This is a genomic window from Sorangium sp. So ce131, from assembly GCF_051519095.1.
Lineage (GTDB): Bacteria > Myxococcota_A > Polyangia > Polyangiales > Polyangiaceae > Sorangium.
The window spans coordinates 12,257,528-12,281,615 of the sequence record NZ_CP150455.1 but is presented as its reverse complement, the minus strand read 5'-3'; the positions used below and the strand labels follow the sequence as shown (position 1 = coordinate 12,281,615).

Here is a 24,088-nt window from a genome sequence, read left to right as displayed (position 1 = left end):
CCATAACGTCTCAGCCAGCATGGCCCGAAGCGAGACATGCCGGGCGGTGTCTCAAGCGCAAGCGCCCTCGCCCCCGCCTAGGCGGATGGCCAGCGCCCGCCCGCGCCACGCCGGCGAGCCCGCCCCCACCCGCTGGCGCCCCGCCGTCGAGGCGCCCCCCCGGTGGAGCCCCCGTCACCCCCCGGTCGACCGCGGAATCGTGAGCCGCACCCGCGTCTCCCCGCGCGGCCCGTCCTCGATGGCGATCCCGCACCCCGCGTGCGCCGCGATCGCGTGCGCCGCGATGAGCTGCAGCGCCGGCGGCCGCCCCTGCGCCACCGCCTCGAAGTCCCGGCTCAGCACCACGCTCCGCGCCGCCGCCGGCAGCGGCGGCCCCGCGTCGTCGAACGAGATGTCGATCCCGTTCGCCCCGTCGACGAGCGTGACCACCACCTCGCTCCCCGGCGGCGACGCGCTGATCGCGTGGTCGAGCAGCGCGTGCAGCAGCACGGTGAGCGCCCCCTGGGGCACCACCTCGTGCGCCGCCTCCGGCGACTCGACCACGACCCGCACGTCGTGGCGGGCCGCGCGCGCCATGTCGTCCTTCACGACGTCGCGCAGGACGTCGGCCACGTCGCCGTGGCGCGGGAACTCGTGGAGCGGGCACGCCCCGAGCCGCGCGAGATCGCTCACGATCTCCGAGGCCGCCGTCACGTGGCGCCCCACGGACGAGGCCGTCTCCCCGACGTCGCCGCCTTGCCCCCGGAGCGGCGCGATGTCGCGCCCGATCGCCGACAGGATCCCCCGCAGCTGGGTCCCGAGCACCCGCAGCGCCGCCACGAGCACCGCGACGCTCTCGCCGCTCGGCGGCAGGTGCGACACCGGATCGCTGCCGCTGAGCCGCGCGACGACGCCGGCCAGCGTGCCGCGCTCGCGCTCGCGCTCGCCCTCGGCCCGCGAGAACACCGCCGCGAGCTCGCGCGCGTAGGCCTCGCCCTGGGCCTGCGCCGCGGCCAGCTCCTTCTTCAGGCTCTCGACCTCCAGGCGCTGGAGATCGACCTCGGCCGGCAGGGTCAACGTCTGCATCAGCCCGTCGAGCTCGAGCTTCCCGCCGTAACGCACCGCCATGCGCGACAGCCACACCCGCTCGGTCTCGAAGTTCACCGGCGTCTCCGGGCCGAGGTTCACCCGCACGCTCACCTCGTCGCCGACGCGGCGGATGCTCAGCTCGGGCGCCCCGGTGATGCTCGTCGGATCGCCGCCCTGGGCGATGAGCACCTGGAGCATCCGCCGGAGCTCGGTCTCGTCGCCGAACACCGTCGTCCCTTCGCCCATCTCGATCTGCACGCGCGCCTCGGGCGCGACCTCCCAGAGCAGCGCCGTCAGGTCGACGCGCCCGCGCCGCCCGCGCGGCATGGGCCGGCCGTGGAGCGAGGCGAGCATGCTCACCGCCTCGTCCAGCCGGTTGAGCGTGCCCTCGACGCCGCCCGAGCCGTCGTCCGTCGACGGCGGCGGAGGCGTCGCCTCGGTCGCGATCATCCCCACGCCCTGGCGGAGCTTCTGGGCGGCGCTCCGCGCCTCCTGCGCCAGCAGCCACGTCAGCTCGGGTCGCGTCAATCTGTCGCTCGTCACCCTGATGGCCCTCTGTCCGCGCGTTCCGCGGAATCGCGCGCCATGATGCCAGACGTGGCCGTGCCCTGCTACGCTCATTCCCGTTCACTTCGTCCGATGCCGCTTCGTTCTTCCTCCTCGTCCTCCTTCTTCGTGACGCGCCTCGCTCGTTTGTGTGGCGCGCGCAGCCTGCGCCGCGCCGGCGCGGCGGCCGCGGCCCTCGCCCTGACGGGCGCCGCCTGTACGACGAGCGCCCCGAACCCCTTTCCGTCGTCCGCCGGCGGGTCGGGCGGGGCCGGCGGCGGCGACGGCGGCGAGGGCGGTGAGCTGGCCCCGGCGGACCCGACGCTGGGCGGCCCCTGCGTCGACGACGGCCAGTGCGAAGACGACTTCCCGTGCACCTTCGACGCCTGCGACGCCACCGTCGGCCGGTGCCGCTTCACCCCGGACGACACCGTTTGCCAGAACGACGTCTACTGCGACGGGGTCGAGCGCTGCAGCGCCCAGCTCGGCTGCACGCCGGGCGAGCCCATCGGCTGCGGCGACGAGAACTCGTGCACGATCGACGCCTGCGACGAACCGTCGCAGACGTGCACGACGGCGCCCCGCGACGCCGATCTCGACGGCGACCCCGACGGCCACTGCGGCGGGGGCGACTGCGACGACCTCGACCCCGCGGTCTCGTCGGCGCAGCCCGAGGTCTGCGGGAACGAGCGCGACGACGACTGCGACGGCGACGCCGACGAGGGCGACTGCGTCTCCCCGGAGCACGACGTCTGCGCCGAGGCGCTGGAGATCTCGGCGCCGGGCGCGTACGCGATGACCACGGCGGGCGCCGCCTTCCACTACGCGAGCTCGTGCGGCCTGCCCCGCCCCCTGACCACCCGCGACGTCGTGGCCGCGGTGATTGTGCCGCCGGGGCCGCTGGTCGACGTCGAGGTGACAGCGCGGACGGAGGGCACCGACGTGGCGGTGACGCTCGCTGGCCAGTGCGGCGACGCGTCGACGGAGCTCGCGTGCGGGGGGCCGTTCCCCGCGGCGGGCGGCGGCAAGGTCGCGAAGCTCCGGGGCCGCGGCCTCGGGGATCCGGCGCGGCCCACGGCGCTCCCGGTCTACGTGACGACGGCGGAGGGCGCGCCCGTCGTGCTCGACGTCGCGTACCTGCCGCCGGCGCCGCTGCCCGACAACGAGACCTGCGGCACGGCGGCGCCCCTCGAGCCGGGCGTGCCGGTCCTGGCGACGATCCTCGACGCCGCGCGCGATCTCGGGTCGGCCTGCGAGACGGAGCTCGGGGAGCTCGTCTACTCGTTCGAGCTCGCAGAGCCCCGGGACGTCGACGTGTACGCGGTCTCGACGGACGGCGACGGCGCGCCCTCGCTGTCGCTGCGGACGGGCGGGTGCGCGTTGCCGGAGGACGAGCTCGCGTGCCAGACGGCGCCCGCGCCGCACCTCTTCCGGCGCGCGCTGCCCGCGGGCACGTACGCCGTCGCGGTCTCCGCGAGCGCGCCGACGTCGGCGCTCGTGACGCTGGAGCTCTCGCCGCCGACCGAGCCGCCCCCGGACGAGGGCTGCGAGGGCGCGGCGGTGCTCGAGCCGAACCGCACCACGAACGTCTCGCTCGCCTCGCATCAGGACGACATCGACCTCGGCTGCGGGCCTCGGGCGGTCGACGCCGCGTACACGCTCGAGCTCGGGGTCGCCTCCGACGTGCTGCTGGTCGAGCGGCTCTCGAGCGGCGACACCGGCGCGATCGCCCTGTCGGCCCCGGCGTGCGGGGGCGAAGGCGACGTGCTCGCGTGCGGCGAGGGCGCGGTCACCCCGCTCCGGAGCGCGCGGCACAACGTCCCGCCGGGCTCGTACCGCGTGGTGGCCGAGGCCCAGCTCGGCCAGCCGGTGAGCGTCACGGCGTTCGTCCGGCCCGCGGTCGCGCCCACGCTGGTGCCCTTCTCGGACGTGTGTGAGGGCGCGCTGGAGATCCCGGAGTCCGGCGGCTTCTTCCAGGGCAACACCACGAACGCCGCCGCGGACTTCGACGCCGGCTGCGACCGCGCCGGCACGGAGGACCGGGGCGCCCCGGACCAGCTGCTCAAGCTCACGCTCACGGCGCCCCGGCGGGTGGTGCTCGACATGGCCGGATCGAGCTACGAGACGTTGCTCTCCGTCCGCCGCGGCCCGAGCTGCCCCGGCGTCGAGATGCCGCTCTCCTGCACCATCGGCACGGATCCCCAGCGGAGCTTCCTCGATCTCTCGCTCGATCCGGGCGTCTATTATCTCCAGATCGACGGCCACGCCATGGCGCGCGGCCTGTGGTTCCTCGACGTGCGCGTGGTCGATCCCTGACCCCGCGGCCCTTTACAAGCTCCCCCTGTCCCTTGCTAACGTCGCCGTGATGTTCGGCCGCATCTCCGCGATCGCCCTCAACACGTACCGGGAATCGCTTCGGGCGCGCATCCTCATCGGCCTTTCGGGCGTCGCGTTCGCGGTGGCCTTCTACTCCATCATCGTCGGCGCCTACACGCTCCGCAACGGGGCGCGTGTGGTCAGCGACCTCGGCGTCGCGTCGCTCTCGCTGTTCAGCATCGCGGTCGCGGTGATCATCGGGGCGACGTCGCTCTACCGCGAGCTCGAGCAGAAGACGATCTTCCCGATCCTCGCCCGCCCCATCCGCCGCGGCGAGTACCTCGTGGGCAAGTACCTTGGCACGTTGCTCACGCTCGCGGTGTTCATCCTCGCCGACGCCGGGCTGGTGTTGCTCATCAGCGCCGTGCTGGGGGGCCGCCCGGTGGCGCTCGTGGCGGGCGCGGGCGTCGCCTCGCTCGTGGTGCTCGGCGTCGCCGCGTGGCGCTCTCCGCTGGCGCGCACGTACGGGTTCATCCCGTGGTCGGTGGTCTTCCTCGCCCTCGGCGTGATCTTCTCGTCCGTTGCCCCGACGGAGCGGCGCGTCGTGCTCGGCGGGAGCGCGCTCACCTTCCTCGAGGTGGGCATCGTGGCGGCCTGGGCGACGTTGTTCTCCTCGTTCTCGACGCCGTTCCTGTCGTCCTTGCTCACGCTGGGGGTCTTCCTGGTCGGGCGCAACGCCGACTCGCTCGCGCAGATGCCGGTGAAGTACTTCGGCCCGCACCTCAGCGCCGCGGGGCGCGCCCTCTCCCGGGTCGTGCCGAACCTGCAGATCTACGTGCCGCCCCGCCCGCTGCTCGCGGGCGAGGCGCTCGACGCGAACCTCGCCATCTACCTCGGCTGGGCGGCGGTCACCAGCGTCGGCTGGGCGCTCGGCCTGCTCGCGGTGGCCGCGTTCGTCTTCAAGAAGCGCGACTTTCTGTGAGGCTCTCGCTCGTGCTCGCCGTCCTGCGCGGCTTCGCCGTCGCCGGCTTCCTCGTCGGCGCGGCGTCGCTGCGCGTGGTCGCCGCCGGCGAGCGGGAGATCGCGGAGAGCACGGCCGCGCTGCGCGCGGGGGACCCTCACGCGGCGGCGCTGCACGCCCGGCGGGCGGCGGGCTGGTATGCGCCCGGCGCGCCGCACGTCCGCGTCGCCTACGAGCGGCTGATCGCGCTCGCGACGGCGGCGGAGGGGCTTGGCCAGGCCGACACGGCGCTCTTCGCGTGGCGCGCGGTGCGCACGGCCGCCCTGGAGACGCGGTGGCTGACGACGCCGCACGCCGAGGATCTGGAGCAGGCCAACGCGGCGATCGCGCGGCTCTCGGCGGCCGCGCCGCGCCCGCCGGGGACCCGGACGGAGCCCGCCGCCGAGGTCGCGCGGGAGCACCTCGAGGCGCTCGCGCGGGACGACGCCCCGCGGACGGGCTGGGTGGTCGCGCTGGTCGCCGCCTTCGCGGCCTGGGTGGCTGGCGCGGTGTGGGTGGTCCGGCGCGCGGTCACGGTGACCGGGCAGTGGCTCTGGCCGCGGGCGTTGCCGGGCCTGGCGGTGTGTGCGGTCGGGGTCGCGGTTTGGCTGCTGGCGATCTGGCAGGCGTGACGCCGGCCGCGGCGCCAGCGCAGCCGGACGTGCCTTGGCGCGAGCAGGACCGCTGACGGGCGCGAACCAGCGAGAAGTGCGGTGTTCTGTCTGGCGCGGCATCTCCCCTGCCGATGACGTGGTGTTGTGCCTGCGACGGCCCATGAGCGTCCCCGATGGAACGAAGCGCTCCGACATCCCGCGATGTGGCGTCATCATGAGTCCCTGAGTCTCTCGGTACCAAGGAACAGGCGCTCGGCGGCCGGGGAGCGCCAGGTCTGCGATATCCTTTGCGGAAGGTGTGATGAAGGTGGCGAAGAACGGGCGAGATACGGAAGAGATACGGAAGGGGAGTAGATGAAGTCAGGCTCTTCCCGAGCAGTTTTGTGGAACTTCGGGATTGCTGCCACGCGTCCGCATCCGCAGGATAATTCGCACGTTCGTGAAAGAGCGTGCGGACCATGACCGGTCGACCGCTCGAGCCCTGATGGCGGGTCCGAGCGCCACACCGGCTTCCCACGCTGGCAAGGGGGCGAGATGGCGATGCTGGATGACGGCAGGATCAGGATCGATCGCAAGGGGATCTTCGTGGACGGGACGCCGGAGCTCAGCGCCCGTCCTTACTGCAACGTATCGCGCGAGGCTCGCCGGATGGCGCTCGATGTCGGCCACGACGGATCCGCGGCGTCCAAGGAACCTTCGTCGAACCGCTGTCCAGAGCCTGCTTCCAGCATCAGGTACGTCACGCGGCAAGAGATGGAGTCCGAGCACCCCGGGGTCTATGCTGCGCTTCCGTCCCAGTTTCGTGATCGGTTGCCTGCGCGGGTGCGGGCGTCGCCCCAGAACTCGAGGATTTTCCGGGCCGGGTTCGATGTCTTCCCTGGCCTCGTCACGGACCTCTTCGACCGTTTGAGGTACGTCGAGGGGACCGAGTGGCCCATGTGGAAGCTCGTTGGCGCGTTCTATCTCGTGAAGGCGCGCATCGGCGAGAGCGCCGCGCGGCACGCGGGGGAGAAGATCTACTCGACGATGCCTTGGCCGCCGCAGGTCAGCACGATCGCCGACGCCTTGCGGTTCACCGAGACGGCGTACTTCGAGTCGCACCTCAGGGCGCCCCGGTGGCTTGCAGGTTGCTGGCGCGTCGTGCGCGAGACGCCGACGTCCATGGTGCTCGACGACGACACGCCGTACCCATGCCACCTCAACGAGGGCGTCATTGCGGGGATCTCGCGCGCGTTCTCGCGGCAGAGGCCGAGGTATCGAATCCTCGACGAGGCCGGGGCGAAGCGCGCGGGCGGGACCGTCACGCGGTATGAGATAGAGTTCACGCCGGCCTGACGGCCGCGCGCGGCGCGGCGTTCGCCAGGGCTGCAAAATTAGCGGGCTCACCCGGACGAGCCGCAGCAGGTCCGCTGGGCCAGGAGGCGATCGCCGCCCGACCGAGGCTGGGGGCCCGGCGCCGACATCGTATCCATGCTGAGCACACCGAGCGTCCGTGAGCGCCCTGTGCGAGCGCCTGCGACACCGAGCTCGAGTGGTGATCGAGCTGACGGTTCATCGCGAGCGGGCGGATTCGAATTGACATCCTCGATGTGAGCGCTCACAATCGATACATCCTTCGGCGTTGCTCTGAGTAGGTCGTCATGCGCACCGGGACCTTCGTCCCCGGTATCGGCTCCGTTCGCCCGATCGTCGCGGGCGTGTGTGGTGACGGCGCGCTCGCGGGGGCGGCGGTCGCGCCCTGACGCGCAGAACGAACTTATCCGCTCCGCGCGCATCTCGTTCGAGATTCATCCGCAGCGGCAATGGCCAGTGTGGCGGCCCCTCGGGAGCCTTCAGCGTGCGGCGAGCGACCCCGACCTGAGCAAGGGCAGCGTCGAGCATCAGGCAGACTCGATTTTTACTTACTTAGCAAGACGAGGAGAACACGATGAGATTCGGAACCAAGCAGGCCTTGCTTGCGGCGGCGATGGGCATGGTCGCCGTGTCGTGTGTCATCGACCCCGATGAGGCGTACGACGCCGAGACCGAGGAGGGTGCTTCGGTCGACGACGCCATCACGGTCGATACGAGCGCGGTCTATACGATCGTCGGCACCCAGAGCAACAAGTGCGTTGAGATCCGGGGCGGGAGCACGTCGAGCTCGGCGGCGGCGCAAATCGCCACCTGCAACGGCACGACGCGACAGCAGTTCCGCGCGGAGTCCATGGGCGGCGGTTATTTCCGCCTCAAGAACGTGAACAGCGGCCTCTGTCTCGGGACGAACGGGGGCTCGAACGCCGACGGCGCCACCATCGTCCAGTCCGGCTGTGGCACTGCCGGCAGCCAGCAATTTCAGTTCGTCGATGTCGCCACCAACGTCCAGCGCATCATGGTCCGCAGCAGCGGCAAGGCGCTCGACGTCATGGGCCTGGCGACGGCCGACGGCACCGGCCTCCAGCAGTGGAGCTGGGCGAACGGCGCCAACCAGAAGTTCTCGCTCAGGGTCGTGGGGACCAGCACTGGCACCGGCGGCACCGGCGGGTCCGGCGGCACCGGCGGTTCTGGCGGCACTGGCGGCACCGGCGGCACTGGCGGCACCGGTGGTGGCGGCGGGTCCGGCGGGACCGGTGGTGGCGGCGGCTCCAGTGCTGGCGGCAAGTTCGTCGGCAACATCACGACGAGCGGCGCCGTGCGCGACGGCTTCTCGAGGTACTGGAACCAGATCACGCCCGAGAACGAGGGCAAGTGGGGCGAGGTCGAGAGGACCCGCGGCTCGAAGAACTGGAGCAGGCTCGACGCGATCTACAACTACGCGAGGTCGAACAACATCCAGATGAAGGCGCACACCTTCGTGTGGGGTGCCCAGCAACCCAGCTGGATCGCGAGCCTCTCCGCGTCGGAGCAGCAGGCCGCCGTGAAGGACTGGATGCGGTCGTACTGCGCGCGTTACCCCGAGACGAAGTACATCGACGTCGTCAACGAGCCGCCGCCCCACACCACGCCCTCGTACAAGAACGGCATCGGCGGCGACGGCGCCAGCGGCTACGACTGGATCGTCAACTCCTTCAAGTGGGCTCGCGAGTACTGCCCGAACGCGGTCCTGATCCTCAACGACTACAACAACATCGAGTACGAGAACGACCACAACAACTTCATGAGGATCGCGAGGGCGGTGATCAACGCGGGCGCCCCGGTCGACGCCCTCGGCGCGCAGGCCCACGACGCCTACAAGCTGAACACCACCACCGTGAAGGGGTACATCGACAGGCTCGCCTCCCTGGGCAAGCCCGTGTACATCACCGAGTACGACATCGGCCTCGCGGACGACAACCAGCAGAAGCGGGTGATGGAGGAGCAGTTCACGATGTACTGGAACCACCCCTCCGTCAAAGGCATCACCCTCTGGGGGTACATCGTCGGCGCCACGTGGCGGGACAACACCGGCCTCCAGTATTCGGATGGCAGGATGCGGCCGGCCATGAGCTGGCTCATGAGCTTCCTCGGCCGCTGACGGGCCGGCGGGAAGGAGAGAGACCGCAAGGGCGCGAGGGGCGCGAGGGAACAGAGAACCACTCTGTGCCCCTCTTCCCCTCGCGTCCGTTGCGCCCTGCGGTCCTCTGCACATCTGCTGATTATCTCGGTATTTCCACGCGACCCGTGCTTTCGGACCAGCCACCTCACGGCGGTTCAGCACGCTCGTCCGTCGCCGATTCGTGTTCGCCTGGTCAGATCTTCTCCCAGCGCCCGCTCTCGGCGGACCGGAAGAGCGCGTCGATGACCCGCATGTTGCCGACCGCGACCTCGATCGGGTTCTCGACGGGGCCGCCCGTGCGGACGGCGCGCGAGAACGCCTCGCTCTGCAGCTGGTACTGGTCGACGACGGGGAACGAGACGACCTTGGCCGAGCTGCAGTTCAGCGCCGAGCCGTCATCGAGGAAGATCTTGCACGGCTGGTCGGCGGGGGCGTTGAGCGGGATCTCGATCTCGATCCGACCCTTGGTGCCGAGCGCGTTCACGCGCTGGTAGGCCACCGCCTGCGTGGTGCACGAGAACGTCAGGTGCGCGCCGCCGTAGTCGAGCAGGCCCGAGGTGAGGCGGTCGGTGCCGAACTCGGGATCGCGCTCGACGAGCGCCATCGCCCGCGCGGGCTCGCGCCCGAACAGGAAACGCGACGTGTTCACCGCGTAGCAGCCGATGTCGTAGAGCGCGCCGCCCCCGACTTCCTTCCTGTTGCGGATGTCGGCGGCGTCGCGGTTGAAATACGAGAACGCCGCCTGGACGCTGACGAGGTCGCCGATCTGGCCGCTTCGCACCCATTCCCTGGCCTGCTGCCACTGCGGATGGTTGCGGATCATGAACGCTTCGGCGATCAGCTTGCCCGTCTCCCGCTGGACGGCGACCAGCGTCTCGGCGTCCGCGGCGCCGAGCGCGATCGGCTTTTCGCACAGGACGTGCTTGCCGGCGCGGGCGGCGCGCGCCGTCCACTCCACGTGCAGGTGGTTGGGCAGCGGGTTGTAGATGGCCTCGATCTCCGGATCGTCGAGCAGCTCGTCATAGCTGCCGTACGCCCTCGGGATCCCGAGCGACTGCGCGGCGGCGCGCGCCTTGCCGATGTCGCGCGACGCCAGCGCGGCGAGCTGGGTCAGGGGCCCCCGCTTCATGCCGGGCAGGCTGACCTTCAACGCGAAGTTGCTCGCCCCGAGGACGCCCCAGCGCACGGGGGTGAGGTTTTCGTTGGACTTCGGATCCTGGGCAGATGTGGACATGGGCACCTCGCTGCTCGCGACGCTAGCGGCCGACGGAACGCCTGTAAACGCTCGACGTGAGTCGACAGCGGCGGGAAGCCTTCGCTTGTCGGAATTGAACCGAGCCGCGTGAGCGTTCACAGTCCCCCTCGGGGCGACCGTCTCGGCGTGCCCAGGACCGGGGCCGCCGCTGAAAGTGGCTGCTTCGAGACGGACCTCACACTTTCCAGTAGCTGGCTACAGCTGTCGGAGAAATCCGCTCATGAAAAGTAGACGTCGATGTTCTCACACCTGGAATCTCCACTTCGGGCACGACGCACAGGTCACCCTGGGCACCCGCCACGCCGAGACGATGATCGGCGTCCTCGGTCTCTGAGCGCTTCCATCCCGGACCGATCGCCGCGGCCCCCGGCATCGGTGTTCAGCCAGAGAAATTGCGTTAATTCCATTGTTTCCATGCTGGTCCGCCTCCTGGTTCCAGGTTGACGCACCGCGCAGGAGGAGGGCCGCGCACGCCGCGGGAATCTGCGGTGCGCGGCGCCTGCTGATCTCGGGGACCCGCGGTGCGGCATTGCAAGACGCGGGGCGCGACACATCGATCTCGATGGACCCAATCCCCGGAGCAGCGATGTCAGCGCTCCGTTCTGGAGGTAACGAAGTTCATGAAGAATCAGATCAAGACGATCCTCTTGCTAGGCGTGCTGTCGGCGATCCTCATTGCCATCGGCGGGTCGCTCGGCCCGGGGTACCTCGTCTTGTTCGGTGTGCTCGCGCTCGCGATGAACCTGGGCGCGTATTTCATGTCGGATCGCATCGTCCTCGCGATGCACCGGGCCGCCGAGGTCTCGCCCTTCGAGGCGCCGGGCCTGCACCGGATGGTGGAGGAGCTCTCGCGTCGCGCGGGCATCCCGAAGCCTCGCGTCTTCGTCATCCCCGACGCCCAGCCGAACGCCTTTGCCACCGGCCGGAACCCGGAGCACGGCGTCGTGGCGGTGACCGAGGGCATCCTGCGGCTCCTCAGCGAGCGTGAGCTGCGCGGCGTGCTCGCGCACGAGATCGCGCACATCAAGAACCGCGACATCCTGGTATCCACCATCGCGGCGGCGTTCGCGTCGGGCATCACGTGGGTCGCCCACGCGGTGAGCTTCGCCGGGGTGTTCGGCGGCGGCTCGGACGACGACGAGGGCGCGAGCCCCCTGTCCGGCCTCGCGCTGGCGATCGTCGCCCCCATCGCGGCCACGCTCGTGCAACTCGGCATCTCGCGCTCGCGCGAGCTCATGGCCGACGAGACCGGCGCGAAGCTGAGCGGCGACCCCGAGGCGCTGGCCAGCGCGCTCTCGAAGCTGGAGCGCGGCGCCGAGATCATCCCCTCGGAGGCCGCGCGCCCGGCGACGGCGAGCCTCTTCATCGTGAACCCTCTCACCGGTGCGGGCTCCCTGCTGCGGTGGTTCTCGACGCACCCGACGACCGAGGAGCGCGTGAGCCGGCTGCTCTCGATGGCGGCGAGCGTCGGGACGGCGCGGGGCTGGACGCGGGCGATCGCCTGACCGCGGGCATCGCCCGCCCGCAATGGCCGAACGCTGGTCCTGCCGTAGCCTGCTGTAGCGAGCGAGCTCGGGCGTTCCCGCGCCATCTCGCCGCGGCGTGTGGGCCGCCGCGTGCGCTCCCCGAGGTGCGTGCGTGACGCATGCGTGACGCGCTGCGAAGAAGGAATACGAGCCACCCGGTCGACGTCAGACCGGCCGAGCGCGGGGCGCTCTGGAGCGCCTCGGCTCGCTTCGCGCTGCACGGATCGCCACCGCATCGCGTCACCTCGAGAGGCAGGATCAGACATGAAGAAGCTCGCTCTCATCACCTCGGCGTTCGCCGCGCTCGCCGCCCTCACGGCCGCCGCCGCTCCGGCCGCCGCCGCTGCCAGGGAGACCCCGGCGGCGGCCGCGGACGCGGCGCACCACGGTCGCGGCAAGGCGCGACCGCACTTCCCGATGGAGGCGGCCAGGTTCAGCAAGCGCGTTGACGAGCGGATCGCGAAGCAGCGCGCGAAGGTCGAGGCGAAGATGGAGAAGCGCGGCGTCCCCGCCCCGCGCCGCGCCGAGGTCCGGAAGGCGCTCGACGACCTCCAGGGCAAGGTGCGCGCGGCGGTCGACCGGGCCGCCAAGGACGGCGTGATCACCCACGACGAGGCGAAGCAGGTCCGCGAGATCACGCGCGCGGCGCGCAAGGCGATCGCGGAGCAGCTCGGGCTCGAGAAGAAGCACGACAAGAAAGAGAAGCGCGAGAAGGGCGGGAAGAAGCGGCCGGCCAGGGGCCGGATCATATCCGTATAGCCCCACCGGACGCCGTCCGACGCTCGCGCGAGCTCTCGGGCACACGGCGCGCCTGCGCAGCCGCGCACGCCGCCGTAGGTGCCCGCCCACAGGTGTTGGCCCCCGCCTACAGCCCGCAACCCACGCCCTGCGCCGGCGGCGCGCCCGCGCCCCGCGCGCAGGTGGATCTCCCTGCTGGTCCAGCGCGTGCACCAAGCGCGTGCACTCAACGAACGCGCGCTCCGCCGGCCGCGATCGACAGCGGCCGTCGAGGGAGGCGTGTGTTCGATTCGGACCAACACGACTGGAGAGGGTTGTCATGAGCACTATCGAGAAGGGTACAGCGCTCGCGCTGTCGCGGCGCGCGTTCATCTCGGCCACGGCGGCCGGCGTGGCGGGTGTCGTGACCGGGATCGAGGGTGAAGCCGAGGCGCAGGCGGCGTACAAGCCGCGCGTCGGCGGCATCACGCTCACGGCCGCGACGATGGACCAGCTCAGGAATTCCATCAGCCTGGGCGGCTATCAGATGCTGAAGGTGGTCACCGGGTGGGGGCTGCACGGCCGCTCGATGACCGATCCGGCGACCATCTCGGAGGTCTGCTCGCTGACGCCCATCACCCTCGTCCGGACGGTGACCGGCGACAGGGGCCACGTCGACCCGAACCAGGTCGAGGCGGAGATCGCCCCGTGGTACGCGGCGAAGGCGAAGAAGCGGGATCTCATCATCGAGCTGGGCAACGAGCCCAACACGGTGAACGATCCGGGCGGGACAGGCGATTTCTGGCGCGGCCAGAGCCGCCCGTGGAAGGAGCAGTTCATCTGGGACAACAGATATTACCTGACGCAGGCGATCGCCCGCTGCCGGCGGCAGTTCCCGCTGGCCAAGATCGTCACCTGTTCGCTCGCCCCGCGCGACTTCCTGGACATCGAGTGGTTCTTGCAGATCTACCGGGAGGGCGCCGACAGTCCGCTCCTCACGGCCGACTACGTCGCGTTGCACGCCTACAACGGGCCGGGTGAGAGCTGGTACCATGGCTACGATCTACCGCTGGTGCTCAGGCTCTACGGCAGCTACGCGCCCACGAAGTCGTGGATCCTGACCGAGGTGGGTCTGCACACCGACGAGTCGCGGGCGCAGAAGGGAGAGCGCATGGCGGGGCTCCTGCACTATAACGAGAGCAACCCTGTCCTCCCGTGGAACGTCTGGGGATCCTGCTACTTTCACCTCAACCTCGATCACGGCGGCAACCCTGCCCCCGGCGACAGGGCCGCGGCGTATTACGGGGACGGGGACTCGGCCTACGCGCGGCGGGTGAACGCGGGGAGGACGCGGAGGACGCCGATCGGCTGGTTCGACGCGATCGATCCGGGCACCGGCGTCGCTTCCGGGTGGGCGGCCGACCCCGACACGCCGGCCAGCGTGGGTGTCCACTTCTACGCGAGCGGACCGGGCATCTCCGGCCTCCGGTTCGTCGGCGGCGCGGGCGCGGACGTGCCGAGGCTGGACGTCAATCAGCACCTCAACATGGCGGGACACCACGGGTTCTCGTTCCGGATCCCGGACGATATGCGCAACGGAACCGAGTACAGGCTGCACGCCTTCGGCCTCGACGCGACGGGCGACGCGAACGCGGAGCTCTCGGGCTCGCCGAAGGTGTTCCGCCTCTAGGTTCGCTGCGGGACGCCGCGCCGAGCTCCTCCGCTCTCGCCTCGACGGCGCGCAGGCGCGCCGTTGCCTCCCGCGCTCGGCGGGCGTAGAACCTCTCCGTGCAGCCCGTCTTCGCCGACCCCAAGACCGACTTTGTGTTCAAGCGGATCTTCGGCGCCGAGACGCGCAAGCCTCTGCTCGTCGCCCTGCTGAACCACGTGCTCGAGCTCGACGGCGAGCGCCGCATCCTCGACGTGCAGCACCTCAGCGGCGACCAGCACGTCGGCGTCGCGGAGCTGAAGCTGTCGATCGTGGACGTCAAGTGCACGGACGGGACCGGACGGCGATTCGTGGTGGAGATGCAGGTCCTCAAGGTCGAGGGGTTCGAGAAGCGCGTCGTGTACAACGCCAGCAAGGCGTATGTCATGCAGCTCCGCAGCGCCGATGAGTATCCGGCCCTGTGCGACGTCGTCGGCGTGACGATCTGCAACTTCAATCTCTGGCCGGACAGGGACGAGGGCGGCCGGTTCAAGGTCCCGATGCTGAGCCGGTGGCGCATGCAGGAGCAGCACGGCGGCGAGCGAGGGCTGTCGCAGGTGCAGTATGCCTTCCTCGAGCTTCCCAAGTATGCGGCCGGCGATGCGCCGGAGACGCTCATCGACAAGTGGGCTTACTTCTTCCGTGAGGCGAAGAACCTGAACGTGGTGCCGCCCGCGCTGTCGGAGGAGCCGTTCCGGGATGCGCTCGAGGTCGCCCGGACAGCGACGTTCTCTCCCGAGGAGTGGGACGCCTACGAGCGGGCGAAGATGGCCGAGCAGGACGCGCGCGGCGCGCTCGCGGTGGCGCGCCAGGAGGGGCACACGGCCGGCAAGGCGGAGGCCATCTTGGCGGTGCTCGCGACGCGTGGCATCCCTGCGGACCAGGCGACACGCGCGCGCATCCTCGGGTGCTCGGACGCAGCCGTGCTCGATCGGTGGCTCGCCAGGGCCGTCACGGCAAAGGCCGCGAAGGATGTCGTCGATCCACCTTGATGGCCACGAACCGTCGAGGCGTGGAACGAGCCCAGCGGAAGATCTGCTCGGCGTAGTCTGCAGTCCCTGGGAGGAGCCATGATCCCAGGGACATCTGTCCGAAGCTGATCATGGCTCCACCTCCTGCAACCACACGAAGAACGTGGGTTCCAGCTCAAGCCGCCGCTTTGCCTTGTCCGCGAGGTGGTGGTCCGAGAGGAGGCGCGCGCTGTGCGCGTCGAGCGTCCCCCGCTCCTCAGGCGGCATCGCCGCCAGCTTGCGCAGGAGCTCGCGCACCTCGTCCGGGAGGGCCGCCCAGCGGGCCTGGTAAGTGAAGAGGTCGGCCACGCTGTCGAGCACCTTGTCGCGGAGCGCCTGCTCGATGTCGTCGGCCTCCATGCGGTAGCGGCCCTCGGCCCGGAGCGCGTCCAGCGCGTCGTGGCAGAGGAGCTGCGCGATGAGCGGCTGTCCGCCCGAGAGCGCGACGACCCGGGCGACCGCCTCGTCCGTGAGGGTGATCTCGTCGCCGAGGGGCGTGGTGACGAGCCGCGCGATCTCGGCGGCCGTCATGGGGCCCAGGCGAACGGGCTGGAACGTGGCGAGCAAGGCCGGGGGCGACGCGTGTGACACGTCGGCCGCGAGCTCGCGCAGGGCGGCAGGTGATCCCGCGATGACGCCGCGGAGCCCGTCGTGGTGGCGTGACTGGAACAGCGCGCCGAGCTGGCGGCGCAGCTCGGGCGCGCCGGCCAGAACCTGGGCATCGTCCAGCAGGAGCACGTAGCGCGGCTCGGGCCCACGCGCGCGGAGCTGCTCGAGCCGGCGGAGGATGGTCCGATCCACGCAGGCGTACGGGTCGCCCTCGGTGGGCTCGCCGGGAGCGATGAGGTGCGCGAGGTCCGGCAGCAACCTGTCCAGCCTGCCGGCGTACTGCTGGAGCGAGAGGTAGACAGCGGTGCCGCTGAAGCGGTGCGCGAGCTGGTGGAGCAGCGAGCTCTTGCCGATCCGCATGGCCCCCAGGAGTGCGATGGAGCTGCGGTCGAGATCGCGGACAATCCAGGCGATCTCCGCGTCGCGCCCATAGAACTGAGCGGGGTGGTGGATGGGTGGGCCGGCGATGTACGGGTTGTCAGGCACGAACGTGACGCTGAATGGATCCGTGCGCGAGCTGCCGTCCGGCGAGGTCACCGTGATCGAGAGGACGGCGGTGCCGGGCATCGGCACGTCGGCGCGGATTTCCGCGAACGTGGCGTCGGCTCGGTCATCGCGGTGGAGGTGCGCCACCTGGGCAGGATGGCGGTGCCCCGAGCCGAGGTGCAGCTCCGCGGAGATCGAGGCGCCGGGGGGAAGCCCGTCGATGCGGACCGGGAGCATGGCGGAAGGTCGCTTGCCGCCCACCTGGACGGCCAGCGTCACCTGGAGCCGGGTGAGCGTGATCGTGTGCTCGAGCGCCTCGGGAGCGTGCGGCTCGCGCGCGATCGTGGCGCGGGGGCGCCGCCGGCGGACCAGGCCACGGCGGGCGCGCTCCGCGGCAAGCGCGGCGGCGCAGTCGGCGTAGGTCGCGAGGCCGAGCGCTGCGAGATCGGGTGGCTCACCGGCGAGGGCGCGCTGCACGAGGTCCGGGCGCTCGAAGAGCGGAGCCCAGAGGTCCGGCGGCATGACGCGAAGGTCGGCGACCAAGCGTACGAGGGGGGAGATGTCGCCGCTGCCGGTGAAGAACGGCGTTCCTTCGACGTAGGCGAGAGCAGCGTCTCCGACGGCATAGAGCGCCGCGATGCACATGCCGGTGCGCGCATCCCAGAGGCGAACGGAGTGGTCGTCCGAACCGGACGCGAGCGTGGTGCCGTCGGGAGAAAAGACGACGGAACCGACCGAACGTCGATACCCCGAGAGAGTCTTTCGGAGCTCGCCTGTGCGTGCATCCCAGAGGCGAACGGAGTAGCCGGACGAACCGAACGCGAGCGTGGTGCCATCGGGAGAAAAGGCAACGGGCCAGACCGAACCTTGATGCCCCGAGAGAGTCTTTCGGAGCTCGCCTGTGCGCGCGTCCCAGAGGCAAACCGAGTCGTCGTACGAACCGGACGCGAGCGTGGTGCCGTCGGGAGAAAAGGCGACGGGCCAGACCGAACCTTGATGCCCCGAGAGAGTCTTTCGGAGCTCGCCTGTGCGCGCGTCCCAGAGGCGAACGGAGTGGTCGTCCGAACCGGACGCGAGTGTGGTGCCATCGGGAGAAAAGGCAACGGAATAGACCGGATCTTGATGCCCCGAGAGAGTCTTTCGGAGCTCGCCTGTGCGCGCGTCCCAGAGGCGAACGGAGTGGTCGTCCGAACCGGACGCGAGCGTGGTGCCATCGGGAGAAAAGGCAACGGAATCGACCGCATTTCGATGCCCCGAGAGAGTCTTTCGGAGCTCGCCTGTGCGCGCGTCCCAGAGGCGAACGGAGTGGTCGTCCGAACCGGACGCGAGCGTGGTGCCGTCGGGAGAAAAGGCAACGAAATAGACCGACTCTTGGTGCCCCGAGAGAGTCTTTCGGAGCTCGCCTGTGCGCGCGTCCCAGAGGCGAACGGAGTGGTCGTCCGAGCCGGACGCGAGCGTGGTGCCGTCGGGAGAAAAGACAACGGGCCTGACCGAAGCTTGATGCCCCGAGAGAGTCTTTCGGAGCTCGCCTGTGCGCGCGTCCCAGAGGCGAATGGAGTGGTCGTACGAACCGGACGCGAGCGCGGTGCCGTCGGGAGAAAAGACAACGGAGAAGACCGCATTTCGATGCCCCGAGAGAGCCTTTCGGAGCTCGCCTGTGCGCGCGTCCCAGAGGCAAATCGATTGGTCGCCCGAACCGGACGCGAGCGCGGTGCCATCGGGAGAAAAGGCAACGGACAAGACCGCATCTTGATGCCCCGAGAGAGTCTTTCGGAGCTCGCCTGTGCGCGCGTCCCAGAGGCGAACCGACTGGTCGCCCGAACCGGACGCGAGCGCGGTGCCGTCGGGAGAAAAGGCAACGGAATAGACCGTATTTGGATGCCCCGAGAGCGTCTTTCGGAGCTCGCCTGTGCGCGCGTCCCAGAGGCGAACGGAGTGGTCGTTCGAACCGGACGCGAGCGTCGTGCCATCGGGAGAAAAGGCAACGGAATAGACCGGGTCTTGATGCCCCGAGAGAGTCTTTCGGAGCTCGCCTGTGCGCGCGTCCCAGAGGCGAACGGAGTGGTCGTTCGAACCGGACGCGAGCGCGGTGCCATCGGGAGAAAAGGCAACGGACAAGACCGCATTTTGATGCCCCGAGAGAGTCTTTCGGAGCTCGCCTGTGCGCGCGTCCCAGAGGCGAACGGAGTTGTCGTCCGAACCGGACGCGAGCGCGGTGCCGTCGGGAGAAAAGGCAACGGAATAGACCGCATTTTGATGCCCCGAGAGAGTCTTTCGGAGCTCGCCTGTGCGCGCGTCCCAGAGGCGAACGGAGTTGTCGTCCGAACCGGACGCGAGCGTCGTGCCATCAGGTGAAAACGCAACCGCGTTCACCATGTGCTGATGGCCGTGGAGAATGAGCCGGACGCTGCCGGTCACCGCATCGAGCAGGTGGATCATGCGGTATGAGGTGCGCGCCAACCACCTGCGATCCGGGGACCAAGCGATCGCCGCGCCTCCACCGTGGCACTGGTACACCGCGGTGAGCAAGGTATCGGACCCGCGGTCGTTCCCTGCGAGCCCCCCTGGCACGTGCGCATCGTCCAGCACGATCACCCCCTCGCAGTCCGCGCCGTCCCACCGGACGCCTGCGGTCGACGCATCCACGAGCGAGGCGCCGAAGAGATCGGCGTCACGAGCGGATGCCCCATCGAGCGCAGCGCCGTCGAGCACCGTGTGATCGGCCTTCGCGCGGTCGAGCCGCGCCCCGCGGAGGTCAGCGCATCGAAGCCTTGCCTGCGAGAGGTTCGCCCCCGTGAGATCGGCTCCGGCGAGCGAGATCCATGGTAGCTCGACCCCGGCGAGCTCCGCGCCGGCCAGCTCGCACCCGCCCGGTAGGTCCTTGTCCAGCGCCTCGCCCAGCGCTTCTCCCTCGCCCACCTCGCCACGTGCCGCATGGTAGATGGCCAGCAAGGCATTCTCGCTGACGCGCCGCCGGTAACCCGAGGCGAGCACCGCCCGCATCGCTTCTTTGCTGCGCGCCCAGCCCTCGAGACCGGAGAGGAACGCGACCACCTCCGGCGTGAGCCGCGGCAGGTCGAGGGCGTCCTCCCGGCCTGCGTCGAGCCGCTCGGCGATGTCGACCGCAAGGAAGTACTCGAGGAACGACCGGTGCGCGAAGCGGAGCCGCCGTCCATCCGCGTCGAACGCCAGAAAGACCGTCTTCCGGATCTCGTCCCCGGCCGGATCGAGGGCCGGCGCCTCGCCGCTCAGCACGTCGAGCATGACGCGCGCGACCTCCTTGTACGTCGCGGCCTCCCGCCCCGAGGCGAAGAGCTCCCGGGCCAGCGAGCGCGCGAACGCGAGGCGCTCCGGGTGCTTGACCTCGCGCTCCTGCTCCCGCCGGCTGCCGAGCCACTCCTCGGCAGCCATCTCGTAGAGCCGGGTTGCGCTCATCCCCTCGGACGACAGCTTGTCGCGGTGCTGGACGATGAGCTCGAGCAGCGCCGGTCGCCTGGCGAGGCTCTCCAGGTCGTGCACCTTCGCGATGCGCCCGAGCGTGGCCTCGGCCTCGGTCCGGGAGGGCGCCGCCTTGCCGACATACTCGACCACCTCCGCGCGATCGAGCTCCTGCAAGCTCACGACCTCCAGCGACGGCACGGCGCGGAGCGCCGCGTCCCTCTGCTCCACCGAGCGGAACAGCGTGCTCCTCGTCGACAGCACCATCCGCGCGCGCTCCCCGCGAAATGCCCCCGTCAGCGCGGCGACCAGCCCCTCGGCCTCGTGCGGTGCAATCTGCATCTCGTCGACCCCATCGAGCAGCGGTATCGCCATCCCGAGGTCCACCGCGAGCCGCAGCGCCTCCACCGGCAGCTCGGGCAGGTGCCGCCCCGCCAGGGTCGCGAGGTCCGGCCGCATCCCGCGCAGCGGCAGCAGCACCGGCGCCGGCCGCCTGTGCCCGTGCTCCAGGTAGGCCCGCGCCAGGGTCGCAGCCCGTCGCGCCATCTGGGTCGACTTGCCCGTGCCGAAGTCCCCGAGCAAGAGCGCGCGGCGGTTCGCCGCGAGCACGTGCTCGATCGCCTCTGCCACCGAGAGCTCCTCCCCCGAGGCGAGCCGCGCCCGGCCCGCGACGAAGCGGCGCTCGCGGTCGTCGGTCCACTCCGCGATGCACTGCTGCGCGTGCGCGCGCAGCGGGTCGCGAACCAGGGTGTCCACCGCGGCGCGGAGCTCTACGACCTCGGCTCCGGGATGCGCCGCCATGGAGCCGTCCACCGGGTCGAACAGGTGGAGGGCGCCCCCGAGAGGACCGAGCGCGCGGGCGATGTCGCCGAGGCATGAGTCCTGCCGCGCCCCGGCCTCAGGGCCGAACGCGACGACGAAGGAGCCGTCTCCAGCAACCCCCAGGACGACATCCACGATCCGCGCCCCTCCTGCGGTGCCACGGTAGAGCTGGTTGACCTTTGCGAGTCCGCACCGGCATCCCGTGAGCTCCAGGTAGCGCGCTATCAACCTGGCATCAGGACCTGGCTCGGGCGGCTGTCCATGTCCGTCCCGCAGGCGCATTGGATTGAGGATGCGCTGCGCCGCGAGCTGCTGGAGCACCTCGTCCGGCGTCCGCGCAAGCCCGGCCGCAGCGCTTGTGGCCTTCGCCTGCGGCGCCGCCCCGAGGTCCCGCAGGATCCGCACGAGCTCCCCGTGCCCGCCGTCCGGGTTGGCATACGCAATCAGCCGTATCCCCGCATCTTGGAGCGTGCGTCTGCGGTAGGGGGTCAGCTCCTGGGCCGGCGCCAGCGCGAAGTGCTGCGGCGGCTGGCCCCCGGAGAGCGCGCGCACCTGGCCGAGGATCGCCGCGAAGTCGTCGTCCGCGAGCCCATACCCGACGAACAGGATCGGGCAGGTGTTGAAGAGCGCCCCGAACGCGGCCTTGAGCCTCGGGTCCGCGTACATCGCGCGCTCGTACTGCTCCCGCGTGAGCACCCATGTCGACCACTCGGGCAGCGTCCCGTGCAGCTTCAGGACGAAGCCCCGCCTCGTGGCGATATCCCCCGTCGCCTGCGCGAGCACCGGCCACCGGCCGCCGAAGGCTCTCTCCAGCACGCGGTCGATGCTGGTCGTCAGCACCGCACGGAGCCTCGGCGCGAGCGCGGCGATCGCCCTCGCGAGCTCCGGCTCATCCGCGACCTCGTCGGCCAGGTGGCGCTCGATCGTCCTGTTGAACTCGACCTCCCCGAGCGAAAGCTTCGCCGCGGACAGGGCGTCGATGTACTTCGCCTGGGCCGCGAGCTCGGTGATCTCCGCCAGCGTCGCCGGGTCGCCCCCGCGCAGCCTTGCCCGCTCGGCGACCAGCTCCACGAGCCGCTTGCGCCCGGGCAGCCCCGCCGCCATCGACACGCCGGCGCCCGCGAGCACGACGAGGTTCCCGCCGTCGCATGCCGCTCGCAGGTCGTCCAGCGCCGGATCTCCCTCCACGGCAGGCGAGGATACGTCATCCTGCCGCTGAGCCTCCATCCTTCAGCTGCCGAGCGGCCGATGTGCGGGATCGCTCGGCGAGATCAGCGGCTACCCGCCGGGAGCATCCCGACGCCGCGCCGAGGTCGGCCCGGATCGAGGCCACCCTTAGGCTGTGACCGCGAGGCAAGAGATACTGCCGCGCTTCTCACGCCGAAGCCTGAGGCTTCCCCGGCTCGAACCGCGCCCCGAGCTGCAGGAGCCGGCCGAGATCATCGGCGTTCCGCCAGGTCTCGACGATCTTCCCGTCCGCGATCTGGTGAATGAACATCGCCGTGAACCGCTGCGGCCGGCCGTGGCTCGGTATGCCCAGGAAGCTCTCCTGGGCGCACGTGTTCGTGGCGCGCACGACCACCTTGTCCCCTTCGGCGATCACGTCCTCGATCGTCCATTCCTGCTGGATGGCGCCGAAGGTCCCGAAGAGCGTGCGGATCCCCTCCGGCCCCGCGGGGAGCGCGGGCGGCCCGCCGTGCATCCTCCAGGACGGGGAGATCATCTCGCAGAGCTCCTCGATCTTGTGTTCGCTCACGAGCTCGAGAAACCGCCGCGCGATCGCCTTGTTGCTCTCGATGGAAGACATGGCTGCACTCTCCTCTTGTCACGCTGACAGTGAATCGCCGCCGGGCCGGGCCGAGCCGGCTCCTTACATCCTGGCCCATGTGCCGCCGGGGATTGTCGCAGGCGGGCATCGCGTCCGATGCCCCCCTGATGCAGGTGCGGTGCCGGACGCCGCAGCCCGTCGCCCCAGCCAGGAAGCGCCCTCCCTGCGCAGCGTCGCGCTCGACGCGCCCGCCTGCGCGACCGGCCCTGATGCCGCCCGCCACCACCGATCTGGAGGGCCGCGCCTCCAGGACGACGCCGGCGCCCACGGCCCCCAGCGCCAGGAACCCGGGACAGCAGGCGAAGGCCGGATCCCAGCGGCCCAGGGCGCCGCCCCGGCGAGCCCAGGCATCGCGCCAGCACCCGCTGGCGTCCGTCGCCCCCTTGCTGGGCTCTGCCCCGGACACGCTGGCACAACGCCTCGGCCCTGCTGTCCACAGCTCCCCGGCCTGCTGGCATCGTTCCCCGGCCTGCTGGCGCCGCTCGCCGGCGCGCTGGTCACCCTCCCCGGAAGTGCTGGCCGCGCGCCCTACCTCCGCCGCGCCGGTCCGCGGCGCTGCCGGGCAGCTCCCCCGACATGCTGCGGCAGCTCCCCGGCAATTCTGCACCAAAGGCTCCTCCCACAACGCGCTGTTCGTGCTCTCGGGTCGCCCCACAACGCGCTGTTCGTGCTCTCGGGTCGTGGCGTCTCGACGGCTCATGCTACGACGGCGCGCTGGCCACCACATGTCTGGAGGTAGGGGATGGGAATCGAACTCTCGAAAGAGCAACTGGCAATCCTGAAGGAGACGAGGGCGGTCGCGACCCCCGCGGAGTTCCAGGCCCTCCTGGATGCGGCGCGCTCCGAGATGGACCGAGTCGTCCGCGAGGTCATGGAGCCGAGTCAGCCCGCTTCAACCACGTTGATCGAGCTCCGCGATCTCTACCTGGCCGTGGTCCATCACGAGGCCGCGCTCGCGACGAGGGCTTACGGCCCCGAGCGGCGCGCGCTGTTCCGCGGCGCCATTCAGCTGCTCGACACCGCGAACCTCTGGTTCGGCGAGGGCAAGCGCACCGGCGCTTACCAGGTGCGGACCGTCGAGCACGTCCTCAAGGCGAGCCGGCCCTGGCGAGCGCGGCTCAAGGCCTACGCGGAGCAGGCGTTCGTCTTCGAGCCGGAGCTCGCCGAGCAGTTCGCCGACGTCAACACGAGCGGCACCATCGAGGAGGAAGTCAGCGATCTCGGCATGTTGCTCCGGCTCGCGACCCAGCACCGCGCGCGCCTCGCCCCGGTCGGCCTCACCGAGGAATTCCTCCGGGAAGGGGGCGTATTGCTCGACGAGGCCAGCGGCCGCGACCTGCTCGGCATCCTCGGCCTGAGGAACCGGGAAGAGGCGCTCGTGCTCCGGAACACCATCGTTACCTACGCCACGCTGCTCGGGAGCGAGGCGCGCGCCGCCGGCATCAATGCCTGCTGGGACAGCCCCGAGGCGAAGCGCCGCTTCGAGGCGGCCTCGTTCCGCAACGCCCTGCGCCGCCTCCGCCCGAGGCGCCGCGGCGCCTCCGCGGCCGCGCCGGCGCCCGCGCCAGCCCCGCCCGGAAAGCCGGCTCCGGAAGAGCCGCTGGCCGACGAGCCGGCGGGGACGCCGATCTGAC

Annotated in this window: 14 protein-coding genes; 10 read left to right on the top strand and 4 right to left on the bottom strand. The window is 70.6% G+C overall.

What is annotated here, in order from left to right:
- Positions 1-174 precede the first annotated feature (174 nt).
- On the bottom strand, positions 175-1,596 hold the full coding sequence (locus tag WMF43_RS44645; RefSeq protein WP_437674503.1) for a sensor histidine kinase: 1,422 nt from the start codon (positions 1,594-1,596) through the stop codon (positions 175-177).
- Between the two features lie 111 nt (positions 1,597-1,707).
- Here WMF43_RS44645 and WMF43_RS44640 point away from each other — a divergent pair, with 111 nt between their 5' ends.
- The 5 genes from WMF43_RS44640 (at position 1,708) to WMF43_RS44620 (ending at position 9,034) form a co-directional block, all read left to right on the top strand.
- Positions 1,708-3,930 carry a MopE-related protein gene (locus WMF43_RS44640; protein WP_437674501.1) on the top strand — a complete coding sequence of 741 codons (2,223 nt, stop codon included), beginning with the start codon at positions 1,708-1,710 and terminating at the stop codon, positions 3,928-3,930.
- A 49-nt stretch (positions 3,931-3,979) separates the two neighbouring features.
- Positions 3,980-4,912 carry an ABC transporter permease gene (locus WMF43_RS44635; RefSeq protein ID WP_437674499.1) on the top strand — a complete coding sequence of 311 codons (933 nt, stop codon included), beginning with the start codon at positions 3,980-3,982 and terminating at the stop codon, positions 4,910-4,912.
- Positions 4,909-5,562: a hypothetical protein gene (locus tag WMF43_RS44630; RefSeq protein WP_437674497.1), complete on the top strand. Its 654-nt coding sequence runs from the start codon at positions 4,909-4,911 to the stop codon at positions 5,560-5,562. Before WMF43_RS44635 ends, WMF43_RS44630 begins: the two co-directional genes overlap by 4 nt.
- Positions 5,563-6,078: 516 nt before the next feature.
- Positions 6,079-6,879: a hypothetical protein gene (locus tag WMF43_RS44625; protein WP_437674495.1), complete on the top strand. Its 801-nt coding sequence runs from the start codon at positions 6,079-6,081 to the stop codon at positions 6,877-6,879.
- 592 nt (positions 6,880-7,471) lie between these two features.
- Positions 7,472-9,034: an endo-1,4-beta-xylanase gene (locus WMF43_RS44620; protein WP_437674493.1), complete on the top strand. Its 1,563-nt coding sequence runs from the start codon at positions 7,472-7,474 to the stop codon at positions 9,032-9,034.
- A 214-nt stretch (positions 9,035-9,248) separates the two neighbouring features.
- Here WMF43_RS44620 and WMF43_RS44615 read toward each other — a convergent pair whose 3' ends face one another.
- Positions 9,249-10,289: a Gfo/Idh/MocA family protein gene (locus WMF43_RS44615; RefSeq protein ID WP_437674491.1), complete on the bottom strand. Its 1,041-nt coding sequence runs from the start codon at positions 10,287-10,289 to the stop codon at positions 9,249-9,251.
- A gap of 641 nt (positions 10,290-10,930) precedes the next feature.
- On the opposite strand from WMF43_RS44615, the gene WMF43_RS44610 reads away from it, so the two are divergent.
- The 4 genes from WMF43_RS44610 (at position 10,931) to WMF43_RS44595 (ending at position 15,253) form a co-directional block, all read left to right on the top strand.
- A complete protein-coding gene (locus WMF43_RS44610; RefSeq protein WP_437674489.1) occupies positions 10,931-11,815 on the top strand; it encodes a zinc metalloprotease HtpX in 885 nt (294 codons plus the stop codon).
- A gap of 285 nt (positions 11,816-12,100) precedes the next feature.
- The gene (locus tag WMF43_RS44605; protein WP_437674487.1) at positions 12,101-12,595 is read left to right on the top strand and encodes a hypothetical protein; all 495 of its coding nucleotides are present in this window, start codon (positions 12,101-12,103) and stop codon (positions 12,593-12,595) included.
- Positions 12,596-12,893: 298 nt separating this feature from the next.
- Positions 12,894-14,243 carry a twin-arginine translocation signal domain-containing protein gene (locus WMF43_RS44600; protein WP_437674485.1) on the top strand — a complete coding sequence of 450 codons (1,350 nt, stop codon included), beginning with the start codon at positions 12,894-12,896 and terminating at the stop codon, positions 14,241-14,243.
- A 98-nt stretch (positions 14,244-14,341) separates the two neighbouring features.
- Positions 14,342-15,253 carry an Rpn family recombination-promoting nuclease/putative transposase gene (locus WMF43_RS44595; protein WP_437674483.1) on the top strand — a complete coding sequence of 304 codons (912 nt, stop codon included), beginning with the start codon at positions 14,342-14,344 and terminating at the stop codon, positions 15,251-15,253.
- A gap of 108 nt (positions 15,254-15,361) precedes the next feature.
- On the opposite strand, the gene WMF43_RS44590 is transcribed toward WMF43_RS44595, so the two are convergent.
- Together WMF43_RS44590 and WMF43_RS44585 are read right to left on the bottom strand one after the other, a co-directional pair.
- On the bottom strand, positions 15,362-21,814 hold the full coding sequence (locus tag WMF43_RS44590) for an SIR2 family protein (RefSeq protein WP_437674481.1): 6,453 nt from the start codon (positions 21,812-21,814) through the stop codon (positions 15,362-15,364).
- A 187-nt stretch (positions 21,815-22,001) separates the two neighbouring features.
- Positions 22,002-22,433: an ester cyclase gene (locus WMF43_RS44585; RefSeq protein WP_437674479.1), complete on the bottom strand. Its 432-nt coding sequence runs from the start codon at positions 22,431-22,433 to the stop codon at positions 22,002-22,004.
- Positions 22,434-23,196: 763 nt separating this feature from the next.
- On the opposite strand from WMF43_RS44585, the gene WMF43_RS44580 reads away from it, so the two are divergent.
- Positions 23,197-24,087 (top strand): hypothetical protein, encoded by an 891-nt coding sequence (locus WMF43_RS44580; protein WP_437674477.1) that lies wholly within the window; start codon positions 23,197-23,199, stop codon positions 24,085-24,087.
- The last annotated feature ends 1 nt before the right edge of the window (position 24,088 follow it).